14 protein-coding genes are annotated in these 20275 nt (G+C 60.1%); 7 read left to right on the top strand and 7 right to left on the bottom strand.

Annotated features, from left to right (window positions below; genetic code table 11):
* Nucleotide 1: 1 nt before the first annotated feature.
* From menC to ACMGFM_RS14755, 5 genes are all read right to left on the bottom strand, one after another.
* Complete coding sequence (menC, locus tag ACMGFM_RS14775) at nucleotides 2-1033, bottom strand: o-succinylbenzoate synthase (RefSeq protein ID WP_436903427.1); 1032 nt, start codon at nucleotides 1031-1033, stop codon at nucleotides 2-4.
* Nucleotides 1034-1987: a 1,4-dihydroxy-2-naphthoate polyprenyltransferase gene (locus tag ACMGFM_RS14770; RefSeq protein ID WP_436903426.1), complete on the bottom strand. Its 954-nt coding sequence runs from the start codon at nucleotides 1985-1987 to the stop codon at nucleotides 1034-1036. It abuts the gene before it with no gap.
* 60 nt (nucleotides 1988-2047) lie between these two features.
* Nucleotides 2048-2956: a segregation/condensation protein A gene (locus ACMGFM_RS14765; protein WP_436903425.1), complete on the bottom strand. Its 909-nt coding sequence runs from the start codon at nucleotides 2954-2956 to the stop codon at nucleotides 2048-2050.
* A 72-nt stretch (nucleotides 2957-3028) separates the two neighbouring features.
* Nucleotides 3029-6601 carry a chromosome segregation protein SMC gene (gene smc / locus ACMGFM_RS14760; RefSeq protein ID WP_436903424.1) on the bottom strand — a complete coding sequence of 1191 codons (3573 nt, stop codon included), beginning with the start codon at nucleotides 6599-6601 and terminating at the stop codon, nucleotides 3029-3031.
* A 21-nt stretch (nucleotides 6602-6622) separates the two neighbouring features.
* Nucleotides 6623-6961, bottom strand: coding sequence for a DUF7518 family protein (locus ACMGFM_RS14755; RefSeq protein WP_436903423.1), 339 nt, complete (start codon nucleotides 6959-6961; stop codon nucleotides 6623-6625).
* A gap of 145 nt (nucleotides 6962-7106) precedes the next feature.
* Between ACMGFM_RS14755 and gatB the strand changes: the two genes are divergently transcribed.
* Both gatB and ACMGFM_RS14745 read left to right on the top strand, forming a co-directional pair.
* A complete protein-coding gene (gatB, locus tag ACMGFM_RS14750) occupies nucleotides 7107-8600 on the top strand; it encodes an Asp-tRNA(Asn)/Glu-tRNA(Gln) amidotransferase subunit GatB (RefSeq protein WP_436903422.1) in 1494 nt (497 codons plus the stop codon).
* The gene (locus ACMGFM_RS14745; protein ID WP_436903421.1) at nucleotides 8593-9360 is read left to right on the top strand and encodes a methyltransferase domain-containing protein; all 768 of its coding nucleotides are present in this window, start codon (nucleotides 8593-8595) and stop codon (nucleotides 9358-9360) included. Before gatB ends, ACMGFM_RS14745 begins: the two co-directional genes overlap by 8 nt.
* A gap of 9 nt (nucleotides 9361-9369) precedes the next feature.
* Here the strand turns inward: ACMGFM_RS14745 and ACMGFM_RS14740 are convergent, their stop codons facing one another.
* Nucleotides 9370-9975, bottom strand: coding sequence for a class I SAM-dependent methyltransferase (locus tag ACMGFM_RS14740; RefSeq protein ID WP_436903420.1), 606 nt, complete (start codon nucleotides 9973-9975; stop codon nucleotides 9370-9372).
* Between the two features lie 39 nt (nucleotides 9976-10014).
* A complete protein-coding gene (locus tag ACMGFM_RS14735) occupies nucleotides 10015-11667 on the bottom strand; it encodes a methyl-accepting chemotaxis protein (RefSeq protein ID WP_436903419.1) in 1653 nt (550 codons plus the stop codon).
* A 184-nt stretch (nucleotides 11668-11851) separates the two neighbouring features.
* Here ACMGFM_RS14735 and ACMGFM_RS14730 point away from each other — a divergent pair, with 184 nt between their 5' ends.
* The 5 genes from ACMGFM_RS14730 (at nucleotide 11852) to tnpC (ending at nucleotide 20268) form a co-directional block, all read left to right on the top strand.
* Nucleotides 11852-16039 carry a DNA topoisomerase I gene (locus tag ACMGFM_RS14730; protein WP_436903418.1) on the top strand — a complete coding sequence of 1396 codons (4188 nt, stop codon included), beginning with the start codon at nucleotides 11852-11854 and terminating at the stop codon, nucleotides 16037-16039.
* Nucleotides 16040-16088: 49 nt separating this feature from the next.
* Nucleotides 16089-17393: an aspartate--tRNA(Asn) ligase gene (gene aspS, locus ACMGFM_RS14725; RefSeq protein WP_436903417.1), complete on the top strand. Its 1305-nt coding sequence runs from the start codon at nucleotides 16089-16091 to the stop codon at nucleotides 17391-17393.
* A gap of 204 nt (nucleotides 17394-17597) precedes the next feature.
* The gene (locus ACMGFM_RS14720; RefSeq protein WP_436903416.1) at nucleotides 17598-18146 is read left to right on the top strand and encodes a KH domain-containing protein; all 549 of its coding nucleotides are present in this window, start codon (nucleotides 17598-17600) and stop codon (nucleotides 18144-18146) included.
* Between the two features lie 52 nt (nucleotides 18147-18198).
* On the top strand, nucleotides 18199-18609 hold the full coding sequence (locus tag ACMGFM_RS14715; RefSeq protein ID WP_436903415.1) for an Hsp20/alpha crystallin family protein: 411 nt from the start codon (nucleotides 18199-18201) through the stop codon (nucleotides 18607-18609).
* Between the two features lie 222 nt (nucleotides 18610-18831).
* Nucleotides 18832-20268 (top strand): IS66 family transposase, encoded by a 1437-nt coding sequence (gene tnpC, locus ACMGFM_RS14710; RefSeq protein ID WP_436903414.1) that lies wholly within the window; start codon nucleotides 18832-18834, stop codon nucleotides 20266-20268.
* The last annotated feature ends 7 nt before the right edge of the window (nucleotides 20269-20275 follow it).

The following is a 20275-nucleotide window of genomic DNA, read 5'->3' as shown; positions in this document are numbered from 1 at the left end:
CTCAGATCGGTGGCTGTTCGATTCCGAGACCTGCGGTCTGGGGCACAGTGATTTCGCCATCGGTGACGGGGGCTGGGTCGCGAGCGAGGTCAGTGGCGAGTCGTTCACCAGTCGCCAGTCCACAGGCGCGCACATCTGGAATTGCGGCAGCGACGTGGACCGCCCCAACGCGTGCCACGACGGCGTCGATAGTCGTCGAGACGACGGGGTCGATACCAGCCTCGCGACAGGCGTGGGCGGCTTCGATAGCTCTGTCTGGCCCGCCCAGCACCATCGGCTTGAGAACGATTACGTCAGCGGCGTCGGCTGAAATAATATCGGCAACGCTGTGGGTTGCCAGAGACTCGTCCAGTGCGATGTCGACGCCGTTGCCACGGAGGCTGGCGTGCGAACTCAACTCTGCGGTTGGGAGGGGCTGTTCGACGTAGGCAACGTCGAGCGCAGCCAGCCCTTCGATGGCCCTGCTGGCCTGGTCGTGGGTCCACGCGCCGTTGGCGTCGACCCGAAGTTCGACATCGTCGCCGACAGCGTTGCGAACGGCGCGGATTCGTTCGATATCCTCTTCGACACCGTTCGTGCCCACCTTGATTTTCACCGCGGAATATCCACCCTCGACGGCAGCGCGGGCACGCTTTGCCAGTGCCGTCGGTTCGTCTGCGCCGAGCGTGGCGTTGACCGGCACCGAGCGAACAGTCCGCTCCTCGGAAGCGAGAGATTGGTACAGCGGTTTCTCCGACGCATTCGCTCTCCCGTCGGCGAGCGCGAGCGAGAGGCCGTGTCGCGCCGCTGGCGCTTCGAGTTTTCGGAGTGCAATCCCCCAGTCGAGTTCGGTCGCGATCGATTCCGCTCGGTTCAATCCCTCGCGACACTCTTCGTACGATTCTGTCCAGCCGACGAGTGGCGTCGCCTCTCCAACGCCGGATAGTCGGTCAGTCTCGACGCGAACCAGAAAGCCCTCACGGGCGTCGATCGTCCCGCGGGCAGTCTCCAGCGGCGCAGCGAGTCGGACGCTGAACTCTTGGATATCGAGCATTCAGACCACCACCGGGGCGATCAGTCCAGCCCCAAAAAGCACTGCGTAGACGGCCAGCAACTGCCCGGTCCGTTCGAGTGCAGGGTTGAGCGCGTCGCCGTTGCGCTCGGTCAGCACAACGCGTGCCACCGAAAGCGCAATCGGCACCGAGGCCAGCGGTGCCACCACCGTCGCGGCGTAGTCGAATCCGAGCCACAGCACCACTGGGACGGCGTAGGCGATGGCAACCAGTCCACAGAACTCGACACGGGAGAGCCGGTAGCCGAGCAAGACTGCGAGTGTTCGCTTTCCAGCTTTGGCGTCGGTTTCCCTGTCGCGGATGTTGTTCACCACCAGAATACAGGTCGCGAGTGCGCCCGCTGCTGCCCCCACGAGGACCGATTCGGGCGTGACTGTTCCGGCCGGGAGACCGGTCACGAAGGGCTCGACTCCCAGCGCCGAAACCGCCTGCACGTAGTATGTTCCTACGACGGCAACAAGACCGAAGTAGACGAAGACGAACAAATCGCCGAGTCCGTAGTAGCCGTAGGGGTAGGGACCGCCCGTGTAGAGTAGGCCGGCAACAATGCTCGACACGCCAACGACGAGAATCGGCAGGCCGCCGAGAGCAACGAGATAGAGGCCGACGACCACCGCGAGGACGTAGGTGGCAATCATCGCCCGTTTGACTGCTGGTGGGTCAATGAGACCACCGGCAGTCACGCGGGTAAATCCTTCGCGGTCGTCGGTGTCGGCGCCGTTGACTGCGTCGTAGTAATCGTTCGCGAAGTTGGTGCCAATCTGGATGAGCAGGGCACCGACGAGCGCCGCGAGGGCTGGCAGTGGTGCGAACACACCGTCAGCAGCAGCGAGGGCAACGCCGAGCACGACCGGTGCGCCACCTGCTGGCAGCGTCTGTGGCCGTGCGGCCATCAGCCAGGCCCGTCGTCGCGTCACCTCCGCGGTCGCTGTCATTAGCGATAGATATGGGCGGGAGACTCAAAGCAACTATGGTTACACGAATATGCGCCGGCCTCAGTCGGCGGCCACTTCGCCGGAGCCAGTCACCGCATTCGGGTCCTGAATCCACAGGTCACCAAAGAGGTCATCCTGCTGGAGTCGGACCTGCCCGCGGTGTGAGAGAAAGAGCAATCCGAGATACGTATTGACTCGTGACCCCCCAGTGGAGTCGACTTCACGGAAGAGTACCTCCGCCCGGCCTTGCTCGTACTGTTCGCGGACGGCAGCGTGGACGTCGTCGATAATCTCGTCGATGTCCTCGCCGTGAGTCTTGCCGGTCACTTCCTCTTCAGTTGGTTCGTCGTCCATCCGGAACTGGTCACCGGAGCGATAATCGAGTTGCTGAGTTTGCTGGCGGCGTTGCCCGCCAGAGTCGCTGGTGTCGTACTCGCGGGACTCTTTCCACCACTGGTCGCGCTCGGCCTCGCGCAGGTCCCGGACGAGTTCGTCGAGTGTCTGTGGCGTCCCGCGGGCACGCTTGCGCTCGAGTCGACGGTCCATCTCGGCTTCCAGCGTGGCAAATGGGTCTGGCTCTTCGATTCGGTCGTCACCGCCCATCGCCTGCTCCCACGGCTCTTGCTGTGGTTCGTCATCGTCGTCTTCGAGCATGCCGTCGCTTTTCATCCGCAGGAGAACGCTCGCGTAAAACAGTGCCCGGCCAGAGGTCCGCAGGTCAGCCTCGTCGAGTCTGTTGAGGAACTTGTCAGTCACGGCCACGATGTCGATATCCCACGGGTCGATTTCGTCGTCTTTCGCGAGTTGGACGAGAACCTCGACCGGTTCAATTTCCTCTTCGTCCTCGTCTTCGGCCTGCTCTTCGGCCGAGTCTGCTGTCTGGCCGTCAGCACCCGGCAGGCTCTCCTCACTCGGGCGCTCGCGGTCATCGTGGCCAGTGATATCGAGGGGAATCTCGTCGTCAGTCATCGGGTATCACCATCGTGACTCGGCGCAGTTACTCGTCGGTCCGACGCCCGAATAATATGTCTTCTGGCGGGCTTAGTCATCGGCCGGCACCTCCGGGTCGTCAGAGAGGTCGATACCCGTCACTGCGGAGACGTTGTTGTCCTGCATCGTGACGCCAATGGCGCGCTCGGAGCGGTCGAGCATCGCCGAGCGGTGGGAGACGACGACGAACTGTGCGTCGCCCGCAAGTTCGTCGACCATCTCGCCGACGAGTTCAGCGTTGGCGGCGTCGAGGAAGGCGTCAACCTCGTCAAGTGCGTAGAATGGTGCAGGGTTGTGTCGCTGGATAGCAAAGATGAACGCCAGCGCAGTCAGTGATTTCTCTCCGCCGCTCATCGCATTGAGTCGCTGGATGGGTTTGTCGCCCGGCTGGGCCTTCATCGTCAGGCCGCCGTCGAAGGGGTCAGACTCGTTTTCGAGATGGAGTTGACCGGTCCCGTCCGAGAGGCGCTCGAAGATATCCTGGAACTGCTCGTCGATAGCCTCGAAAGAGTCCATGAACGTCTCTTTTTTCATGTTCTCGTAGGTCTGGATTCGCTCACGGATGCCGTCGGCTTCCTCGACGAGCGTGTTGCGCTTGTCCTGCAGGTCGTCGAGTTCGTCGCTGACAGTATCGTACTCCTCGATAGCGAGCATGTTGACCGGTTCCAGTTCCTCCATCTCGCCTTCGAGGCGGTTGATTTCAGCCTCGACAGTGTCGTGGTCGGGAATGTCCTCGGGGTCGTACTCGCCGACCTTCGCTTCGAGTTCGTCAATTTCCCACTCGAGTCGGTCGCGTTCCTCGCGCAGTTCGGACAGCTCAGACTCGACGGAGTTGACTGCCTCCTGTGCCTGGTCGCGCTCGCGGTTGGCCTCTGCCAACTCCTCGCGGAGGTCTTCGCGCTCGGCTTTGAGGTCGGCGAGTTCGTCTTCGAGTTCGGCGACTTCCTCTTCTTTCTCTTCGAGTGCTGCTTCTTTCTCGGCGATGGCTTTCTCGAACTCCTCGATGTCGTCTTCGGCCTCCTCTTTGCGTTGCTGGGCGGCTTCGATGTTCTCGTGGAGGTCTTCGATCGCCTCCTCAGCGTACTCTTTCTCCAGGGTGAGTTCGTTGAGTTCGGCGTCGAGTTCGTCCTGTCGCGTCTGGAGGTCGTCGATATCCTCACGAATCGACTCTGCCTCGGCGGTCAGTTCGGGGAGTTTCGAGTCCTCAACTTCGGCTTCGAGGTCGTCAATTGCCTCCTCTATCTCAGCGATGGTCTCGTTCTGTTCGGCAATGGCAGCCTCGAGTTCGTCCATCCGCTCTGAGACCTCAGCACGCTCAGTTTCGATCGCCTCGAGTTCGTCTTCGAGATTGTCGATTCGCTGTTCGGCCGACTCGATTTCTGACTCACGTTTTTCGATTTCGCTTTCGATTTCTCGAACCTGCTCGTTGGCGTCACCTTCGCGGTCACGGGCGTCTTCGAGTCGACTCTCGACATCTCGAACCTCCTCGCGGACAGACTGGCGCTCGTCTTCGAGGTCGTTGATTTTCGCCGCCACTCGTTCCAGTTTCCCGTCACTGCCCGAGAAGGAGTACCGCGAGCCACTTTTCGAGCCACCAGTCATCGCACCGGATTTCTCGACGAGGTCGCCGTCCAGCGTGACGATGCGATAGTTGCCCATCAGGTCACGGGCCGTCTCGATATCCTCGACAACCAGCGTATCTCCGAGCACGTAGGAGAACACGCCGGCGTACTCTGGGTCGAAGTCGACGAGATTGTACGCAAAGTCGATAACGCCGTCCTGACTCGGCGGTGAGGACAGCGACCGATTTTGCATATCTGTGATTGGGAGGAAGGTTGCACGGCCAGCGTTACGCGATTTGAGGTACTCGATACAGCGCTGCCCAATCTGGTCGTCATCGACGACGACGTTCGCAAGCCGCCCGCCAGCGGCCGTCTCGCAGGCGGTCGCGTACTGTCCGGAGACACTGCCCAACTGTGCGACTGCGCCGTGGACGCCGTCGATGCCGGCGTCGAGAATCGACGTGACCGCCCGGCCATAGGAGCTATCGCCGGACTGGTCAGCCTTCGCTTCGAGTTCGGCGTACTCCTGCTGTGCGGCGTTGAGGTCGTCTTCGATGTCGTCCAGTTGGTTCTGTAGTTCGCGTTTCTCGGCGCGCAGGTCGTCGACCACCTCGGCGATGGTCTCCTGATTCTGTTCGGCCTTGTCGAGTTCGACTTCGAGGTCTTCAATCTCAGCCTCTAGGTCTGGAATCGACGCCTCGACGTCCTCGATTTCGGCTTCGAGTTCGTCCTGCTCTTTCGAGCGTCGCCGTGCCTCGTCGAGCAGGCGGTCCTGCTCGCGCTGGAGCTCGTTTTTCTCAGATTTGGCGGCTTCGACCTGTTCTTTCTTGCTCTGGAGGCGGTCTTTGACCTCCTCGAACTCCTCGCCGATTTCGTCGATTTCGGTCTCGACCGATTCGAGTGTCTCTTCCTTGTCCTGAATATCGGCCGCAATCGAGGATTTCGAGACCTTGAGTTCGCGAATCTCGCCTTCGAGGTCGTCGATGGTCTCCTGCTTACGGTCGATTTTGACGAAGGCCTGTCTGCGCTCGTTTTCCGCGTCCTCGACGCGGCCTTCGGCAGCGTCGATTTTGTCCTGCAAGCGGGAGATGTCGCCTTTGATCTCCTCGATTTCTCGCTTGATCGCGAGTTGTTCATCCTCGCCTTTGCGTTCGATTTCCTCGTTGAGGTCGTCGAGGTCGTCTTCGAGACGCATGACCTCACCTTGACGCTTGTCGAGGGTGTCCTGTCGCTCTGTCAGCGTCTCTTCCAGGTCGTCAATTTCGTCCTCGATACCAGCCTGCTGCTCGCGTTTGTCTTCGAGTTCGGCCGCCCGGCGGTAGCCCTCGTAGGTTTCTTTCTCTTCGCGAAGGTCCTGATACTGGAGGGCCGTGTCGCGCTCGTCTTCGAGTTGGTCGAGCCGGTTGGCCTTCTCGTCGATACGGAGTTGGGCTTCTTCGATTCGGTCCTCGACCGTTTCGAGTTCACCCAGCGCGTCTTCTTTCTTTGCGTCGAACTCGGCAACACCAGCAATCTCGTCGATTATCTCCCGACGAGCACCGGGCGTCATGTTGATGATTTCGGTCACGTCGCCCTGCATGACGACGTTGTATCCCTCGGGCGCGATGCCCGCCTGCGCGAGCAGATCCTGAATGTCCGAGAGGTTCACCGAGCGACCGTTGATGTAGTAATACGAGTAGTAGTTCTCTTCGGTCTCCTTGACTCGGCGTTTGATACTCACTTCGTCGATGTCGCCAACGTCGTCAGTTCCGGCCGCGTTGACGACCTGATTGCGGTCGAGCGTCCGGTCGTTGTTGTCGAGAATGACCTCGACGCTCGCTTCCCGTTCGCCCTCGAAGGAACCGCCTTCCTGGTGGCCGGGATTGTAGATCAGGTCAGTGAGTTTCTCCGCGCGGATGCCCGACGTTCTGGCAAGTCCGAGCGCGAACAGAATTGAGTCGATAACGTTCGATTTCCCCGAGCCGTTGGGGCCGGTGACCGTCGTAAAGTCCTCGTAGAAGGGGATACGGGTCTTCCGGCCGAAACTCTTGAAATTGTCTAAGACGAGCTCTTTGATGTGCATAGGCTGGGGGCCGTGGGCCCGTCAGGCGACGATGATATCGCTGTCGGACTCCTCGGCGTTACTCTGGCTGTCGTCCTCTTCCGTGTTAGTTGCTTCGGCCTCCGTTTCCGCTGGAGATTCGCCTGCTTCGATCAGTTCGCCGCCGTCGTCGAGGTCAACTCCTGCTGACGGCTCGGCAGTATCGATGTCGGCTGTCTCATCAGCCTCGTCGTTCGGGCCAAAGCCGAGGTCTTCGTCGACGGCATTTTCCAGTTCACGAATGCGAACCTTGCACTCGACAAGTTCGTCAGTCAGGCCTTCGACCGACGCTTCCAGTTCCTGCACGCGCGATTCGAGCTCTTCGACTCTGTTGGGGCACATACATCCAGAATTTTGTTCCGATTACATAAGCGTACGTCAGACACACATTTTCGAAACGACAGGAACGGGAGCCTGGCCACTCCCGGCGACACCGGTCTCCGGTCGTCCCAGAAGCCTTTAGCCACCGGACGACGAATCGCGGATAATGGCGCAAGTACAGGAAACAGGCGACCTTTCTGTGGTCATCGGGCTGGAGGTCCACGTCCAGCTCGAAACCGACACCAAGATTTTCTGTGGCTGTTCGACCGAGCCGAGCGAGGAGCCGAACACCCGGACCTGTCCGGTCTGTCTCGGCCTGCCCGGTGCGTTGCCCGTCCTCAACGAAGGAGCTGTCGAGGCGGCTGTGAAGGTCGGGAAGGCAATCGACGCCGAGATTCCCGAGACGACTGATTTCCACCGGAAAAACTACTACTACCCCGACCTGCCGAAGAATTTCCAGATCACCCAGTACGATTCACCGATCTGCCAGGATGGTGAACTCTCCTGCACGGTCGAGGGTGACCGCCGGATCATCGGCATCGAGCGCGCACACCTCGAAGAGGACCCCGGTAGTCTCGCCCACCAGGGCGGTTCGATTGACACGGCGGAGTACACGCTCGTCAATTACAATCGTGCCGGGACGCCGCTGATGGAGATTGTCACGGAACCGGATTTCCGCGGAGCAGGGGAGGTCCGAGCCTTCCTCGCGAAGCTGGAAGAAGTTCTCGAATATCTCGGAGTCTTCGACGCCGAACGGGATGGGAGCCTTCGTATCGACGCCAACCTCTCTGTCGTCGACGCTGACGAGATGGATTCTGACGGCACTGTCGACGACGAGGTGCTGGAAGCAGCCAACCGGACAGAAGTGAAGAACATCTCCAGTCACAAGGGCGCAGAGAAGGCCCTGGCCTACGAGGCACAGCGACAGAAAAACGCTGTCAAGCGTGGCCGTGAGGTCGAACAGGAGACACGGCACTGGGACGAGTCCCGTGGCATCACTGTCTCGATGCGCTCGAAGGAAGAAGAGAAGGATTACCGCTACTTCCGAGAGGCAGACATCCCGCCGCTGCAGGTCTCAGACTGGAAGGAGAAAATCGAAATTCCAGAACTCCCCGACGCGCGCCGTGAGCGCTTCCAGTCAGAGTACGAACTCAGCGAAGAAGCAGCAGACAAACTCACGAGCACGAAACAGGTCGCGGACTTCTACGAGTCCGTTGCGAAGACGTTCGACCCCAGTCTGGCAGCAACGTGGGTCGCCGACGAACTGCTGGGTGAACTCAACTACCGCGACATGGCGATTACCGACGTCGAGGACCGCTTCGACGAAATCGAGCGCCTGATCGAACTGGTCGACGAGGACGCAATCACCACCAAGAACGCCCGCGAGACGGTGCTCCGGTCGATGCTCGATGATGGAAAAGATCCCGACGCAGTCGTCGAGGAGGAAGGACTGGGCAAGACTAGCGGCGACGAGGTGCAGGCCGCAGTGGAAGCAGCTATCGAAGAGAATCCCGACGCTGTCGAGGACTACCACGACGGCGACGAGGGCGCCATCAACTTCCTCGTCGGACAGGTCATGCAGGCGACTGGCGGGAGTGCCGACCCCGGCGACGTGAATGGTCTCCTGCGCGAAGAGTTAGAAGAGTTGGACCGTGACTGAGCAGGGGTGGGATTCCGAATCCTACGACGACGACCACGATTTTGTCTACGAGTACGGCGGCGATGTACTCGAACTCCTGGAGCCACAGCCTGAGGAGCGAATTCTGGACCTCGGTTGTGGCACGGGCCATCTGACTGCAGAGATTGCGAGTCGGGCCGATTCAGTGGTTGGAATCGACGCTGCTGCCGAGATGGTCGAGCAGGCCCAGCAGCGCTATCCAGCCCTCGACTTTCGCCAGGCTGATGCCCGTGAGTTCGAGTTTGAGTCTGAGTTCGACGCCGTGTTCTCGAACGCAGCGCTGCACTGGATTCCAGACGAGGACCACGAGTCAGTGATTCAGCGAGTCCGGGACGCGCTCACTGATGACGGTCGCTTCGTCGCGGAGCTGGGCGGCCACGGCAACGTCGAACAGATTGTGAGCGCGACACTGGCTGAACTCGATAAACGTGGCTACGACGGCGCGAATCCGTGGTATTTCCCACAACTCGGCGAGTACGCCAGTCGGCTCGAAGCCCACGAGTTCGAGGTGACGCGTGCGGTGCTGTTCGACAGACAGACTGAACTCGAAAACGAGTCCGAAGGAGTAGCCAACTGGCTCAGCATGTTCGGTGACCGCTTCTTTGGCGAACTGTCCAAGCCCGAACAAGACGCGGTCATCGAGGCTGTCGAAGACAGGCTTCGGCCCACGCTGTACGATTCCGAGACGGAGACGTGGACGGCAGATTATCGCCGCCTCAGGTTCGTCGCTGAGTGTGTCTGAACTGCGCAGTTACTCCCGACGCGCCGGGTAGGACTGTTTTTGACCTGTAGACTTGCGAGCGAGGATACGCGCACTTGCCCGGCTTTTGTCGTCTGGCCGTTGTTCAGTCGTCGCGTCGTAGTGAATGACAGTCAAATCGAGGCAGGCGTTGAGTAGTTCGTTCGCGCCGAAGCGGTAGCGGTCAGAACTCGGGCCGGACGGCGTTCGGTCAGTTGAGCGCAGATGGTGCTCGACGAAGAGATAGCCACCGTCGGTCAGCGCTTCCTTGATATCGGGGAATCGGTCGACAGCGCGGTAGAAACTGATTGTGATGAGGTCGTAGCGGTCGGTAGGAAAGCCGTACTCGGCGAGGTCGGCCTGAACGAGATTGAGTCGGTCAGCAGCGTCTCGTTCGGCCGCGCGTTCGCGGGTGATCCGAAGTCCGCTCTGTGACTGGTCAAGGGCGTCGACGGTGTACCCCGACTCTGCGAGATAGACGGCGTTTCGTCCGGTTCCGGTCGCCACGTCGAGTGCTCGGCCGGTTGGGATTTCGGGGAGGTAGTCACGCAGCATCGGCGACGGGTCGGGGTCGGTCGGGTAGGCACCGCTCTCGAATCGTTCGTCCCACGTGGTCATACTCGTCGTATGAGTCGGCCGGTAAAAAACGCTCTCGCGTCAGGAAGGCTGGGCCGAAACCGTCGTGCCGGTCTCGAACTCCCCGAGCAGTGAGCGGAGTGAGTTCGCGCGCTCCGAGAGGCTGCCGACATTGTGGCTGATTTCCGAGACAGAGGCAGTCTGTTCTTCGGCGGCAGCGGAAACAGTTTCAGCCTCTTCGGCGGTCGATTTACTCAACGTTGCCACCCGGTCGAGCATCGAGACGACCTGTTCGGCGCTGGTGGCCTGTTCGTCGGCGGCACTGCTGATTTCCTTGACGCCGTCGTTCGTCGCGTCGACCTGTTTCTCGACAGCCTCGAAGGCGTCGACGGCCGCCTCGACAGACTCGCTGGCCTCGCCGATTCGGTCGTCAGCAGTGCGAATCTGCTCGACGGTGTCGTTAGTTGTGGTCTGGACATCCGCAATCAGCGTCGCGACTTCGTCGGCAGACTGGCGTGTTTCCTCGGCGAGTTGTTTGACCTCGTCGGCCACGACTGCGAAGCCATCGCCTGTGCCGCCACCACCACTGCCTGCACGTGCGGCCTCGATATTGGCATTGAGTGCGAGCATATTCGTTTGCTCGGCAATTTCGCCGATCAGTTCGACGATATCGTCGATTTCGTCCATCAGCGTTTCGAGTGTGCCGACGTTATCGAGTGCCGCTGTGACTGTCTCCTCGGCCGTTTCGATCTGGTCGATAGCAGTCTGTGCGGTCTGTGCGCCCTCGGCGGTGACCGTCGCAGTCTCGTCTGCGGTCTCGGCAACGGTGTCGGCAGACGCTGCGGCCTCCTCGATTGTCGCCGAGAGGTCAGTCATCTCACCGGAGACGGTGTCAAGTTCGTCCTGCTGTTCGGTGGCGTCTGCCGCGATCTGCTGGACGGAATCGCTGACCTCAGAACTTGCGCGTTCGACTTCACTGGCGCTGGTGGCTGCCTGTTCGCTCGCATCACCAACCTCGTCGGCGAACGATTGGAGATTCTGAATCGTCTCCTCGAACTCCGCAAGCATCGTGTTGAACGAGCGGGCGATTTCTGCCATCGCTTCGTTCTCGCTGTCAGGGTCCATCCGCTGAGTGAGGTCGCCGTCAGCCGCTCGTTCGATTGTCTCACTGAACGACGCCGCCTTCTGTTCGAGGTGCTGGCTCAACTGTTCTGCCTGCTCGCGCTGGGCTTGGGCGCTTTGCTCCGCTGCCTCGGCCTCTTCTTTTGCCTCCTCGGCGGCCGCGCGCTGCTGTTCAGCCCGCTCGATTGTCTCGCCCAGGGAGCGGGCGGTCTCTTCCAGCCCACGGTATATCTCGCCGATTTCGTCGTGGCGCTCGACGCCAAACGAGATGTCGTACTTCCCCGCGTCGACCTGCTGAATCTGCGTGTTGATATCCCGCAGTGCGCGGTACATCTCGCAGTAGCCCAGAAACCCACTGATCGCGATGAGCAGTGAGATGAACATTGCTGCGGTGAGGACGTTATCAAACAGGACAACTGCGATTCCGGGAGCGATGCCGATGGAGACGAGCGCGAGGAGAAAAATCCGCGCGCCGAAGTTCGACCGAAGCCATCCGGGGAGTCGCGGTTCGATTGCCATCGGGACGGCCCCGACAGTGTACAACACTACCTCGAAAAATCCGCGGTCGTTCGCAGTCGGTGTCCCGTCTGCGGTCTCAGTTCCCGTCGCCATTGTGGATCAGAGCCCCAGTCATTGCGTCAATAGTTGGGGGTTAGCTGCGTCATTGATAAGCCTGACCGCAGATTATCAGAAGTTAGAAGCGGACCGGCGAGTGAGCGAATCGCCGGGCGGGGGTACGAAAGCTTTTAGACTGTCTCCCACCCTACAAGACGCTACCAATCCGGTGATTTTGGGAGTGAAGCTGATTATTACTGAGAAAGACAACGCGGCCCGGCGAATTGCGGAGATACTAAGCGATGGGTCTGCGGAGGTGGAGCGACACAACGGCGTCAACGTCTATCGGTGGGGTGACAAGCGCGTCGTTGGGCTCTCTGGACACGTCGTCGGACTGGATTTCCCCGAGGAATACGCCAACTGGCGGGACGTCCAGCCAGCAGAGCTAATCGACGCAGAGATTGTCACCGAACCGACCCAGGAAAACATCGTTACGACGCTCGAAGCGCTCGCGCGACAGGCCGACGAAGCAGTCATTGCCACTGACTACGACCGCGAGGGTGAGTTAATCGGGAAGGAAGCGTACGAACTCGTCGACGAGTATATCGACGGCCCGATACAGCGCGTCCGGTTCTCCTCGATTACTGACGGCGAGGTGACGAAGGCCTTTGCAGACCCCGACGAACTCGACTTCGATCTGGCGGCCGCGGGTGAAGCCCGACAGATAATCGACCTCATCTGGGGCGCGGCGCTGACGCGGTTTCTCTCGCTGTCGGCGCGACAACTCGGCGACGACTTCATCTCTGTCGGTCGTGTCCAGTCGCCAACCCTGAAGCTGATCGTCGACCGCGAACGAGAGATTCAGGCTTTCGACCCCGAGACGTACTGGGAACTGTTCGCCGACCTCGCAAAGAACGGCGACAGCTTCGAGGCGCAGTATTTCTACGAGGACGACGACGGCACCGAAGCCGAACGCGTCTGGTCGGAATCGGCAGCCCAGGCAGTTGACAAGGAACTTCGGAGCGCCGACAGTGCTGTCGTCGACTCGGTGAGCCGACGGACACGAACAGACAACCCGCCGGAGCCGTTCAACACGACAGCCTTCATCGGCGCTGCTGGCTCGCTCGGCTACTCTGCACAGCGAGCGATGTCCCTCGCCGAGGAACTGTACACCGACGGCTACACGACGTACCCGCGAACGGACAACACAGTCTATCCGGAGGACCTGGAGCCAGACGAACTGCTCGACGAGTTCACTGGGAGTGCGCAGTTCGGCGACGACGCCGAACGTCTGCTCGCGGCCGAGGAAATCGAGCCGACCCGCGGCGACGAGGAGACGACCGACCACCCACCAATTCATCCGACTGGCGAACTCCCCGCCCGGAGCGACCTGAGCGACGACGAGTGGGAGATTTACGAGTTGATCGTCCGGCGCTTTTTCGCAACAGTCGCCGAATCGGCCACCTGGGAACACCTTCGAGTCGTTGCCGGCGTTGGCGACAGCCAACTCAAGGCCAACGGCAAGCGACTGGTCGAGGAAGGCTATCACGCGGTCTATCCCTACAGCAGCACCAGCGAGAACCACGTTCCCGACGTCGAAGAGGGCGAAGAGCTAGCGATTACTGAGGTTCGGCTTGACGAGAAGGAGACACAGCCACCGCGGCGGTACGGCCAGTCACGGCTCATCCAGAAGATGGAGGAGATGGGGATCGGAACAAAATGTCTGACCGCGGACACCCCTGTTCTACGCCGAGACGAGGACGGGAAGATGGTTCGAACTCCGGTCGCAGAGTTGTTCGAGAGTGAAAACCGTGTGGTTGCGGACGGAGATACGGATATCGCTGTCGCCGGCACAGACACAACGACAGTTTCGTTCGACGAATTGAATCGACGGACCGTCGAACGCGAACAGACACTGGTCAGCAAGCGGGAACTCGACCCAGACGAACGCGTCATAGAGTTCACGACACGGAACGGAACGTTCTCGGTAACTGAGGACCACCCACTATACGTACACGCTGCAGACGAGATTGAGGTCAAACCAGCTAAGGAGATCTCTACCGGCGATGAACTGCTCACCACTCGTCGAAGTGTCCATCGCGGTAAGAGTGACAAAATCGCCCTATCGTGGAACGAGTTTGCGAATGATTGTGATAAATCCTCGAAATTGTACGGCACAGATTGTGACGAGGAAATCGCCCAACACCGGACAGAAGCGAGCATAACGCAGAGCGAACTCGGGGAACAGCTTGGGATTGACAGGTCTGCAATCAGTGATTACGAGAACGGGCGACGAGACGTACCAGTCTGGATACTTGGAGAACTCGGCGTTCGTCCAGAAGAGCTGCACGGTCTGAATTACGAGACGACGATTGACAATCCGTTTCCGCTCCGATGGTCGCCAGAGTTGGCACGAGTGGTTGGGAACTTACACGGAGATGGTTCGATCCACCGGAATGAGCAGGAGAACACGGTTGATATACGGTACCACAATACTGACAGACGACTTGTTGACCGTTTTGTTTCGGACATCGAGACGCTGTTTGGAACAACGCCGACTGTCAGCGAGCGCCCCGGCCGAAAAACACACCACAAGTCGAAGTATCAGGTTCACCTCTCCGCCGCTGTCGGTCGAATCCTGTGGCGGGTTCTCGGCGCGATTACGAAGGCTGGATATCCGGAGATACCTGATTCACTTGAGCCAGCCTTCATCGGAGCAATGTTCGACGACGAGGGGCACGTCTCTCGCGAACGGAAAGCATTCATATCGAACACGGACCACGAGTTACTCGCTGGCATTTCGGAAATGCTCTCCTCTCAGGGAATTGAGACCAAACTGGCTCCCGAGCAGCACAAATTACACATACGGGGTCGGAAGAACTTCGAGCGGTTCTTCGATATCGTCCCGGTCGCGGCAGACGAGAAGTATTACCGTGCACTCGACGGTTTGGAAGAGTACACCGTGGCGGGTCGGAAAGCACGGCTGCTGGAGGTCACAGCAGAGCAACCACAACAATCCGACGCGCTGGCAGCCGAAATCGGGTTGTCGCAGGGACGGACGAACGCACTCATCCGTGAATTCAAAGAGCAAGGATATATTCAGAAACAGGTCGAAGGTAGCAACCGGAGTGAAGACGGATCGAGAACGGTCCGTTATGCTGCTGTGAACTTCCAAGACTCGATCTACGCGACGCTACGTGGATACCCACACGCAGCGGAGGTGACTGCTATCCACGAGCGCGATTACACGGGTGAAGTGTACGATCTGACGATTGACGAGACGGCACCAAACTTTGCGGTCGAAGGAGGGAACGTCGTCCACAACTCGACGCGGCACCACACCGTCGAGAAACTGTACGACCGTGGCTATCTCGAAGACGACCCGCCACGACCGACGGCGCTGGCAGAGGCAGTCGTCAACGCCGCCGAGGAGTTCGCTGAGATGGTCGTCAGCGAGGAGATGACCGCCGAACTCGAAGCCGATATGACTGCCATCGCCAGCGGCGAGGCGACGCTCGATGAAGTGACTGACTCCTCGCGAGAGATGCTGGAGCGAGTATTCGAGGAACTCCACGAGTCCCGCGAAGCGGTCGGCGACCACCTCCAGGAGTCGCTGAAGGCTGACAGGCGACTCGGTCCCTGCCCCGAGTGTGGCAGCGACCTGCTCGTCCGCCAGAGCCGACAGGGCTCGTACTTCGTCGGCTGTGATGGCTTTCCCGAGTGTCGGTTCACCCTGCCGCTGCCGTCGACCGGCGAACCACTCGTCCTCGAAGACACCTGCGACGACCACCAGATGCACCACGTGAAGATGCTCGCTGGCCGGGATACGTTCGTCCACGGCTGTCCGCGGTGTGCCGCCGCCGAGGCCGACGAGAGCGAGGACCGCATCATCGGAGCGTGTCCGGAGTGTGGTGAAGGCGTTGCTCCGGAGGAGCAACGAGACGGAGACGGTGATAGCGAGGCGCAGAGCGCCTCGAACCGTTCGAGCGGGCACAGCCCGCGAGAAGAAGCCGTCGACGAAGGCGGCGAACTGGCGATCAAACAACTGCGCTCCGGGTCGCGGCTGGTTGGCTGTACCCGCTACCCTGACTGTGAGTACTCACTGCCGCTGCCCCGTCGTGGGGATATCGAGGTCACAGAGGAGTACTGCGAGGAGCACGACCTGCCGGAACTGACCGTTCACGACGGCGACGACCCGTGGGAACTCGGCTGTCCGGTCTGTAACTATCAGGAGTATCAGGCCGAACAGGCAATCGACAGTCTCGAAGATATCAGCGGTATCGGCGAGAAGACTGCCCAGAAGCTGGCGGAAATCGGCGTGGAAAGTCCGGACGACCTCGGTACTGTCGACCCCGACGAAATCGCCAATCAGGTCCAGGGCGTTACGGTCGACCAACTCGAAGACTGGCGTCAGCAGATTGCGGGCTGACGCCGGTACAAAGAGACCGACTTAAGTTACACGACCAGAATATACAGGTATGGAATCACGTACGCGAACAGCAGACGCGACACCGGGCGAGACGGTCACCGTCGCCGGGTGGGTACACGAAATCAGAGATCTTGGCGGTATTGCCTTTGTCATCGTCCGGGATAACTCCGGAAAGATTCAGGTCAAATTCGAGAAAGACGAGATGGACGAGGACCTCGTCGAGACGGGACTGAACGTCCAGCGCGAGAGCGTCGTCACGGTCACTGGCGCTGTCGAAGAGGAAGAACGCGCCCCGACTGGCGTCGAAATCGTTCCCGAGGAGATGGAAGTGCTCTCCGCGGCCGACCCCGAACTCCCACTGGACCCCTCCGGAAAGGTCGACGCCGAACTTCCGACCCGCCTCGACAACCGGACGCTCGACCTCCGGAAAGACGAGGTCAAAGCAATCTTCGAGATTCGCGCGGAGATGCTGCGCTCGGTCCGTGAGGCCTTCCGCGACCTCGGCTGTACGGAGATTAACACGCCGAAAATCGTCGCCACCGGAACTGAGGGAGGAACGGAGCTATTCCCAATCACGTACTTCGGCGAAGAGGCGTTCATGAACCAGAGCCCACAGCTGTTCAAACAGCTGATGGTCGGCTCCGGCCTCGAACGCGTCTTCGAGATTGGCCCGATTTTCCGCGCTGAGGAGCACAACACGCCGCGGCACCTCAACGAGGCGACCTCTATCGACTTCGAGTCTGCCTTCATCGACGAGTCTGGCGCGATGGACGCTTGCGAGGAAATCGTTGTTTCTGCCTACGAAGGCGTCGCCGAGAACGCACAGGGTGCCCTCGAAGCGCTCGGCATGGAAGAGGAGTTCACCGTCCCCGAGCGAGAGTTCCCACGGCTCACCTATCAGGAAGCCATCGAGCGAATCAACGCAACGGGCGAACTCGACGAGCAGCTCGTCTGGGGCGACGACCTCTCGACGGAGGCCGAGCGTGCGCTGGGCGAGGACGTGGGTCAGCACTACTTCATCACCGAGTGGCCCAGCGAGATCAAGCCGTTCTACATCAAGGACAACGACGACGACGAGGAGCTGTCGACTGGCTTCGACCTGATGCACCCGCGGCTGGAACTGGTCTCTGGGGGCCAGCGTGAGCACCGCCACGACCACCTCATCGAAGGGTTCGAGCAGCAGGGGCTCGACCCGGAAGCCTTCGAGTACTACACGAAGATGTTCCGGTACGGCATGCCGCCACACGCCGGCTGGGGACTCGGTGGCGAGCGACTCGTGATGACGATGCTCGGACTGGACAACATTCGGGAAGCTGTGCTGTTCCCGCGGGATCGTCAGCGTCTGAGCCCGTAGGGCGAAGACCTGAGAGCCAGTGGGAGAGCGAGGGAACGAGCGATCCCACAGGACCGGCAGCGCTTGAGTCCGTAGCGAGGGGCGCGAACAGAGTGAGCGGCCCTCGTCTGCGAGCCGAAATGAAGTGAGCAGCTGGAAACACTCGTTCTCACCACCAGTACCCGAAGGACTTTAACAGTGCAATCGACTACGTTTGAGCATATTATGCAGCATGTGAAGGTTCCCGACGACCGAATTGGCGTGTTGATCGGTCAGGGTGGCGAGACGATGCGAGAGATTGAAGAGCAGGCTGAGGTGCGGCTGGATATCGACTCTGAATCGGGCAACGTCAGCATCGAGAAGGTAGGCGACCCGGTACTGGGGCTGAAAGGCCCGGACATCGTGAAAGCAATCGGTCGTGGGTTCTCGCCAGAGGACGCGCTCGCGCTACTGGACGACGACATGATGATGTTCGAGTTGATCGACATCGAGGCAGCCTCACGGAACAAAAACGACCTGCGTCGCCAGAAGGGGCGGTTGATTGGCGAAGGTGGCCGCACACGCGAACTCATGGAAGAGTTGACCGGTGCGTCGGTCGCAATTTACGGCTCCACACTCGGCGTCATCGGTGGCCCACAGCAGGTTGAAGCCATCCGAGAGGCGGCGGAGATGCTGCTCGAAGGAGCACCCCACGGCACAGTCTACTCCTTCCTCGAGGACAAGCGCAACGAACTCAAACACAAGGGGATGGAGTACCACCCCTACCAGGGATAACACGGCAGAGAAATCACGTACGCTTATACTGTACGGCAGTTTATCTCGCGGTATGACAGACCGGACCGACCCGTTTGCAGAGATTGAGGACCTCGTAGAACAGTTTACACAGCTTGGCGACCAGCTCGGCGAGTCACTCGCTGGCGAACTGCCAGTAGATGTCATCGACACCGACGACGCTATTCTCGTCAAGACTGACCTGCCCGGTCGAGACCCATCGAGTATCGATGTGCAACTCGACGACAGCCGGACGCTCCGAATCGAGACTGAAGCTATCGATACCACCGGCGAGGGCAGGTTCATCATGCGAGAGCGAACGAAGCAGGCAGCCAGTCGCTCGGTGACGCTGCCGGCTGCCGTCGAAGACTCGGCAACCGAGGCGAGTTACGACCGCGGCGTCTTGACTGTCCGACTCCCGAAACTGGACGGTGACGGTGAGGGAACCGATATTCCAGTAAACTAACTGGTCAAACCACCGGACAGAACTGAGGCGCGGAAAAAGGTTCAAGTTCGGTCATCCAGTGTATCTATGGTACGTGTTTACCCCCAGAACGATTTCGCCACACTCTCGTAAGTTGCTCCTGACCTCACAGTAGAGCAATGCAGACGACAGAGTGTTCTCCAAGGGACGGTCTCCGGCAGGGAGACCGTCCCGTGTCGTCTGCACTGTCCGGGGGGAGTTGAGATGGTCACTGATGAGAAAGTAGAGCAACTGCTTGAGCGGATCACTGCTCTCGAAAATCGCGTTGATGAACTTGAGCAGGAGAACGCAGAGCTCAAGCAAGAGAATCAGCAACTCCGAAAAGAGAACAAGCGGCTCAGAGCCAAGGTCCGATGGTACGAGGGGCCGCACACACCACCGAGCAAGGACCAATCGGAGCAAGAGGAGTCGTCCTCGTCCGGCGGGGACGAGGACGACGAACAGCCACGTACTGACGGTGGCACGCCTGGCCGAAAGTCCGGACACGACCCGGAATGGCGCGACGCTCCTGACCCAGATCGAGAAATCGAGGTTACCTGTGACTGCTGTCCAGAGTGTGGCGAACTGTTTGACGAGTCGGCGGGCGTCAGCCCCCGACTCGTCGAGGAAATCCCGGATCCACAGCCACCCGAAGTCACACAGTACAATCGCCACCACTACGAGTGTCACTTCTGTGGGTCCGAGACTGTTGCCTCACACCCCGACTGCCCCGATGAGGGGCAGTTCGGGGTGAACGTCATCGCACAAGCGGCGCTCTCTCGGTACGATCACCGCCTTCCCTACCGGAAGATCAGCGACCGCTTCGAGCAACTCCACGGACTGGAGTTGTCGGGCGCATCCACATGGCACGCGACCGAGCGCGCCGCGCGCGCCGGTCGCTGTGAATACGAACAAATCCGTCGCCAGATACAGCAAGCCGACGTTGTCCATATCGACGAGACCGGAATCAAACGAGACGGTGAACAGGCGTGGATCTGGACGTTCACCACCGAGATACACACGCTGTATGCAGTTCGAGAGAGTCGTGGAAGCGATGTTCCCAAAGAAGTCCTCGGCGAGGACTTCGTGGGAACGGTCATCTGTGATGGCTGGACGGCGTATCCGGCCTTCAGCAACCACCTCCAGCGGTGTTGGGCGCACATTCTCCGAGAGGCTGAAGATGCCGCCAAGCAGCAGGCGGAAGGCGAACCGATCTACCGCGCTCTCAGACAGTTGTACGTCGCTCTCCAGACCCGGTTGGAGAGCGACTTGACAGTCCGTGAGCGAGCAGAACTCCAACGCGTGGCGCGGAGAGAGCTAGAATCGCTGATAGAGCGGTCAGTCCCCGACGGACCAGTGGCAACACTCCTCGGAAAGATCGAGGGAGGCCTCGACCACTGGCTCACCTTCATCGGTGAGCCAGCGGTCTCTCCGACGAACAATGCCGCAGAGAGCGCGCTTCGTGAGCCAGTGGTTCTCCGGAAAATAATCGGAACGCTCCGTAATGACCGAGGAATGTTCGTTCACGAGACGGTCTTGTCCCTCCTGGCGACGTGGCGCCAGCAGGGACGCAATCCATACGAAGAGCTTCGCCGAGTCGTCAGCAGCAATGAGATGATCTCACGGGCTCACGCTGTGCCAGCTGTCGAGACCTCGGGGTAAACACGTA

It is taken from the genome of Halovenus halobia (genome assembly GCF_051414135.1).
GTDB classification, from domain to species: domain Archaea; phylum Halobacteriota; class Halobacteria; order Halobacteriales; family Haloarculaceae; genus Halovenus; species Halovenus halobia.
The sequence above is the reverse complement of the archived record's forward strand: the minus strand, read 5'-3'. Positions and strand labels throughout refer to the sequence as shown.

Coding starts and splice junctions, on each gene's coding strand:
- menC (WP_436903427.1), bottom strand. CDS start 1,033: ATGCTCGATATCCAAGAGTTCAGCGTCCGACTCGCTGCGCCGCTGGAG.
- ACMGFM_RS14770 (WP_436903426.1), bottom strand. CDS start 1,987: ATGACAGCGACCGCGGAGGTGACGCGACGACGGGCCTGGCTGATGGCC.
- ACMGFM_RS14765 (WP_436903425.1), bottom strand. CDS start 2,956: ATGACTGACGACGAGATTCCCCTCGATATCACTGGCCACGATGACCGC.
- smc (WP_436903424.1), bottom strand. CDS start 6,601: ATGCACATCAAAGAGCTCGTCTTAGACAATTTCAAGAGTTTCGGCCGG.
- ACMGFM_RS14755 (WP_436903423.1), bottom strand. CDS start 6,961: ATGTGCCCCAACAGAGTCGAAGAGCTCGAATCGCGCGTGCAGGAACTG.
- gatB (WP_436903422.1), top strand. CDS start 7,107: ATGGCGCAAGTACAGGAAACAGGCGACCTTTCTGTGGTCATCGGGCTG.
- ACMGFM_RS14740 (WP_436903420.1), bottom strand. CDS start 9,975: ATGACCACGTGGGACGAACGATTCGAGAGCGGTGCCTACCCGACCGAC.
- ACMGFM_RS14735 (WP_436903419.1), bottom strand. CDS start 11,667: ATGGCGACGGGAACTGAGACCGCAGACGGGACACCGACTGCGAACGAC.
- aspS (WP_436903417.1), top strand. CDS start 16,089: ATGGAATCACGTACGCGAACAGCAGACGCGACACCGGGCGAGACGGTC.
- ACMGFM_RS14720 (WP_436903416.1), top strand. CDS start 17,598: ATGCAGCATGTGAAGGTTCCCGACGACCGAATTGGCGTGTTGATCGGT.
- ACMGFM_RS14715 (WP_436903415.1), top strand. CDS start 18,199: ATGACAGACCGGACCGACCCGTTTGCAGAGATTGAGGACCTCGTAGAA.
- tnpC (WP_436903414.1), top strand. CDS start 18,832: ATGGTCACTGATGAGAAAGTAGAGCAACTGCTTGAGCGGATCACTGCT.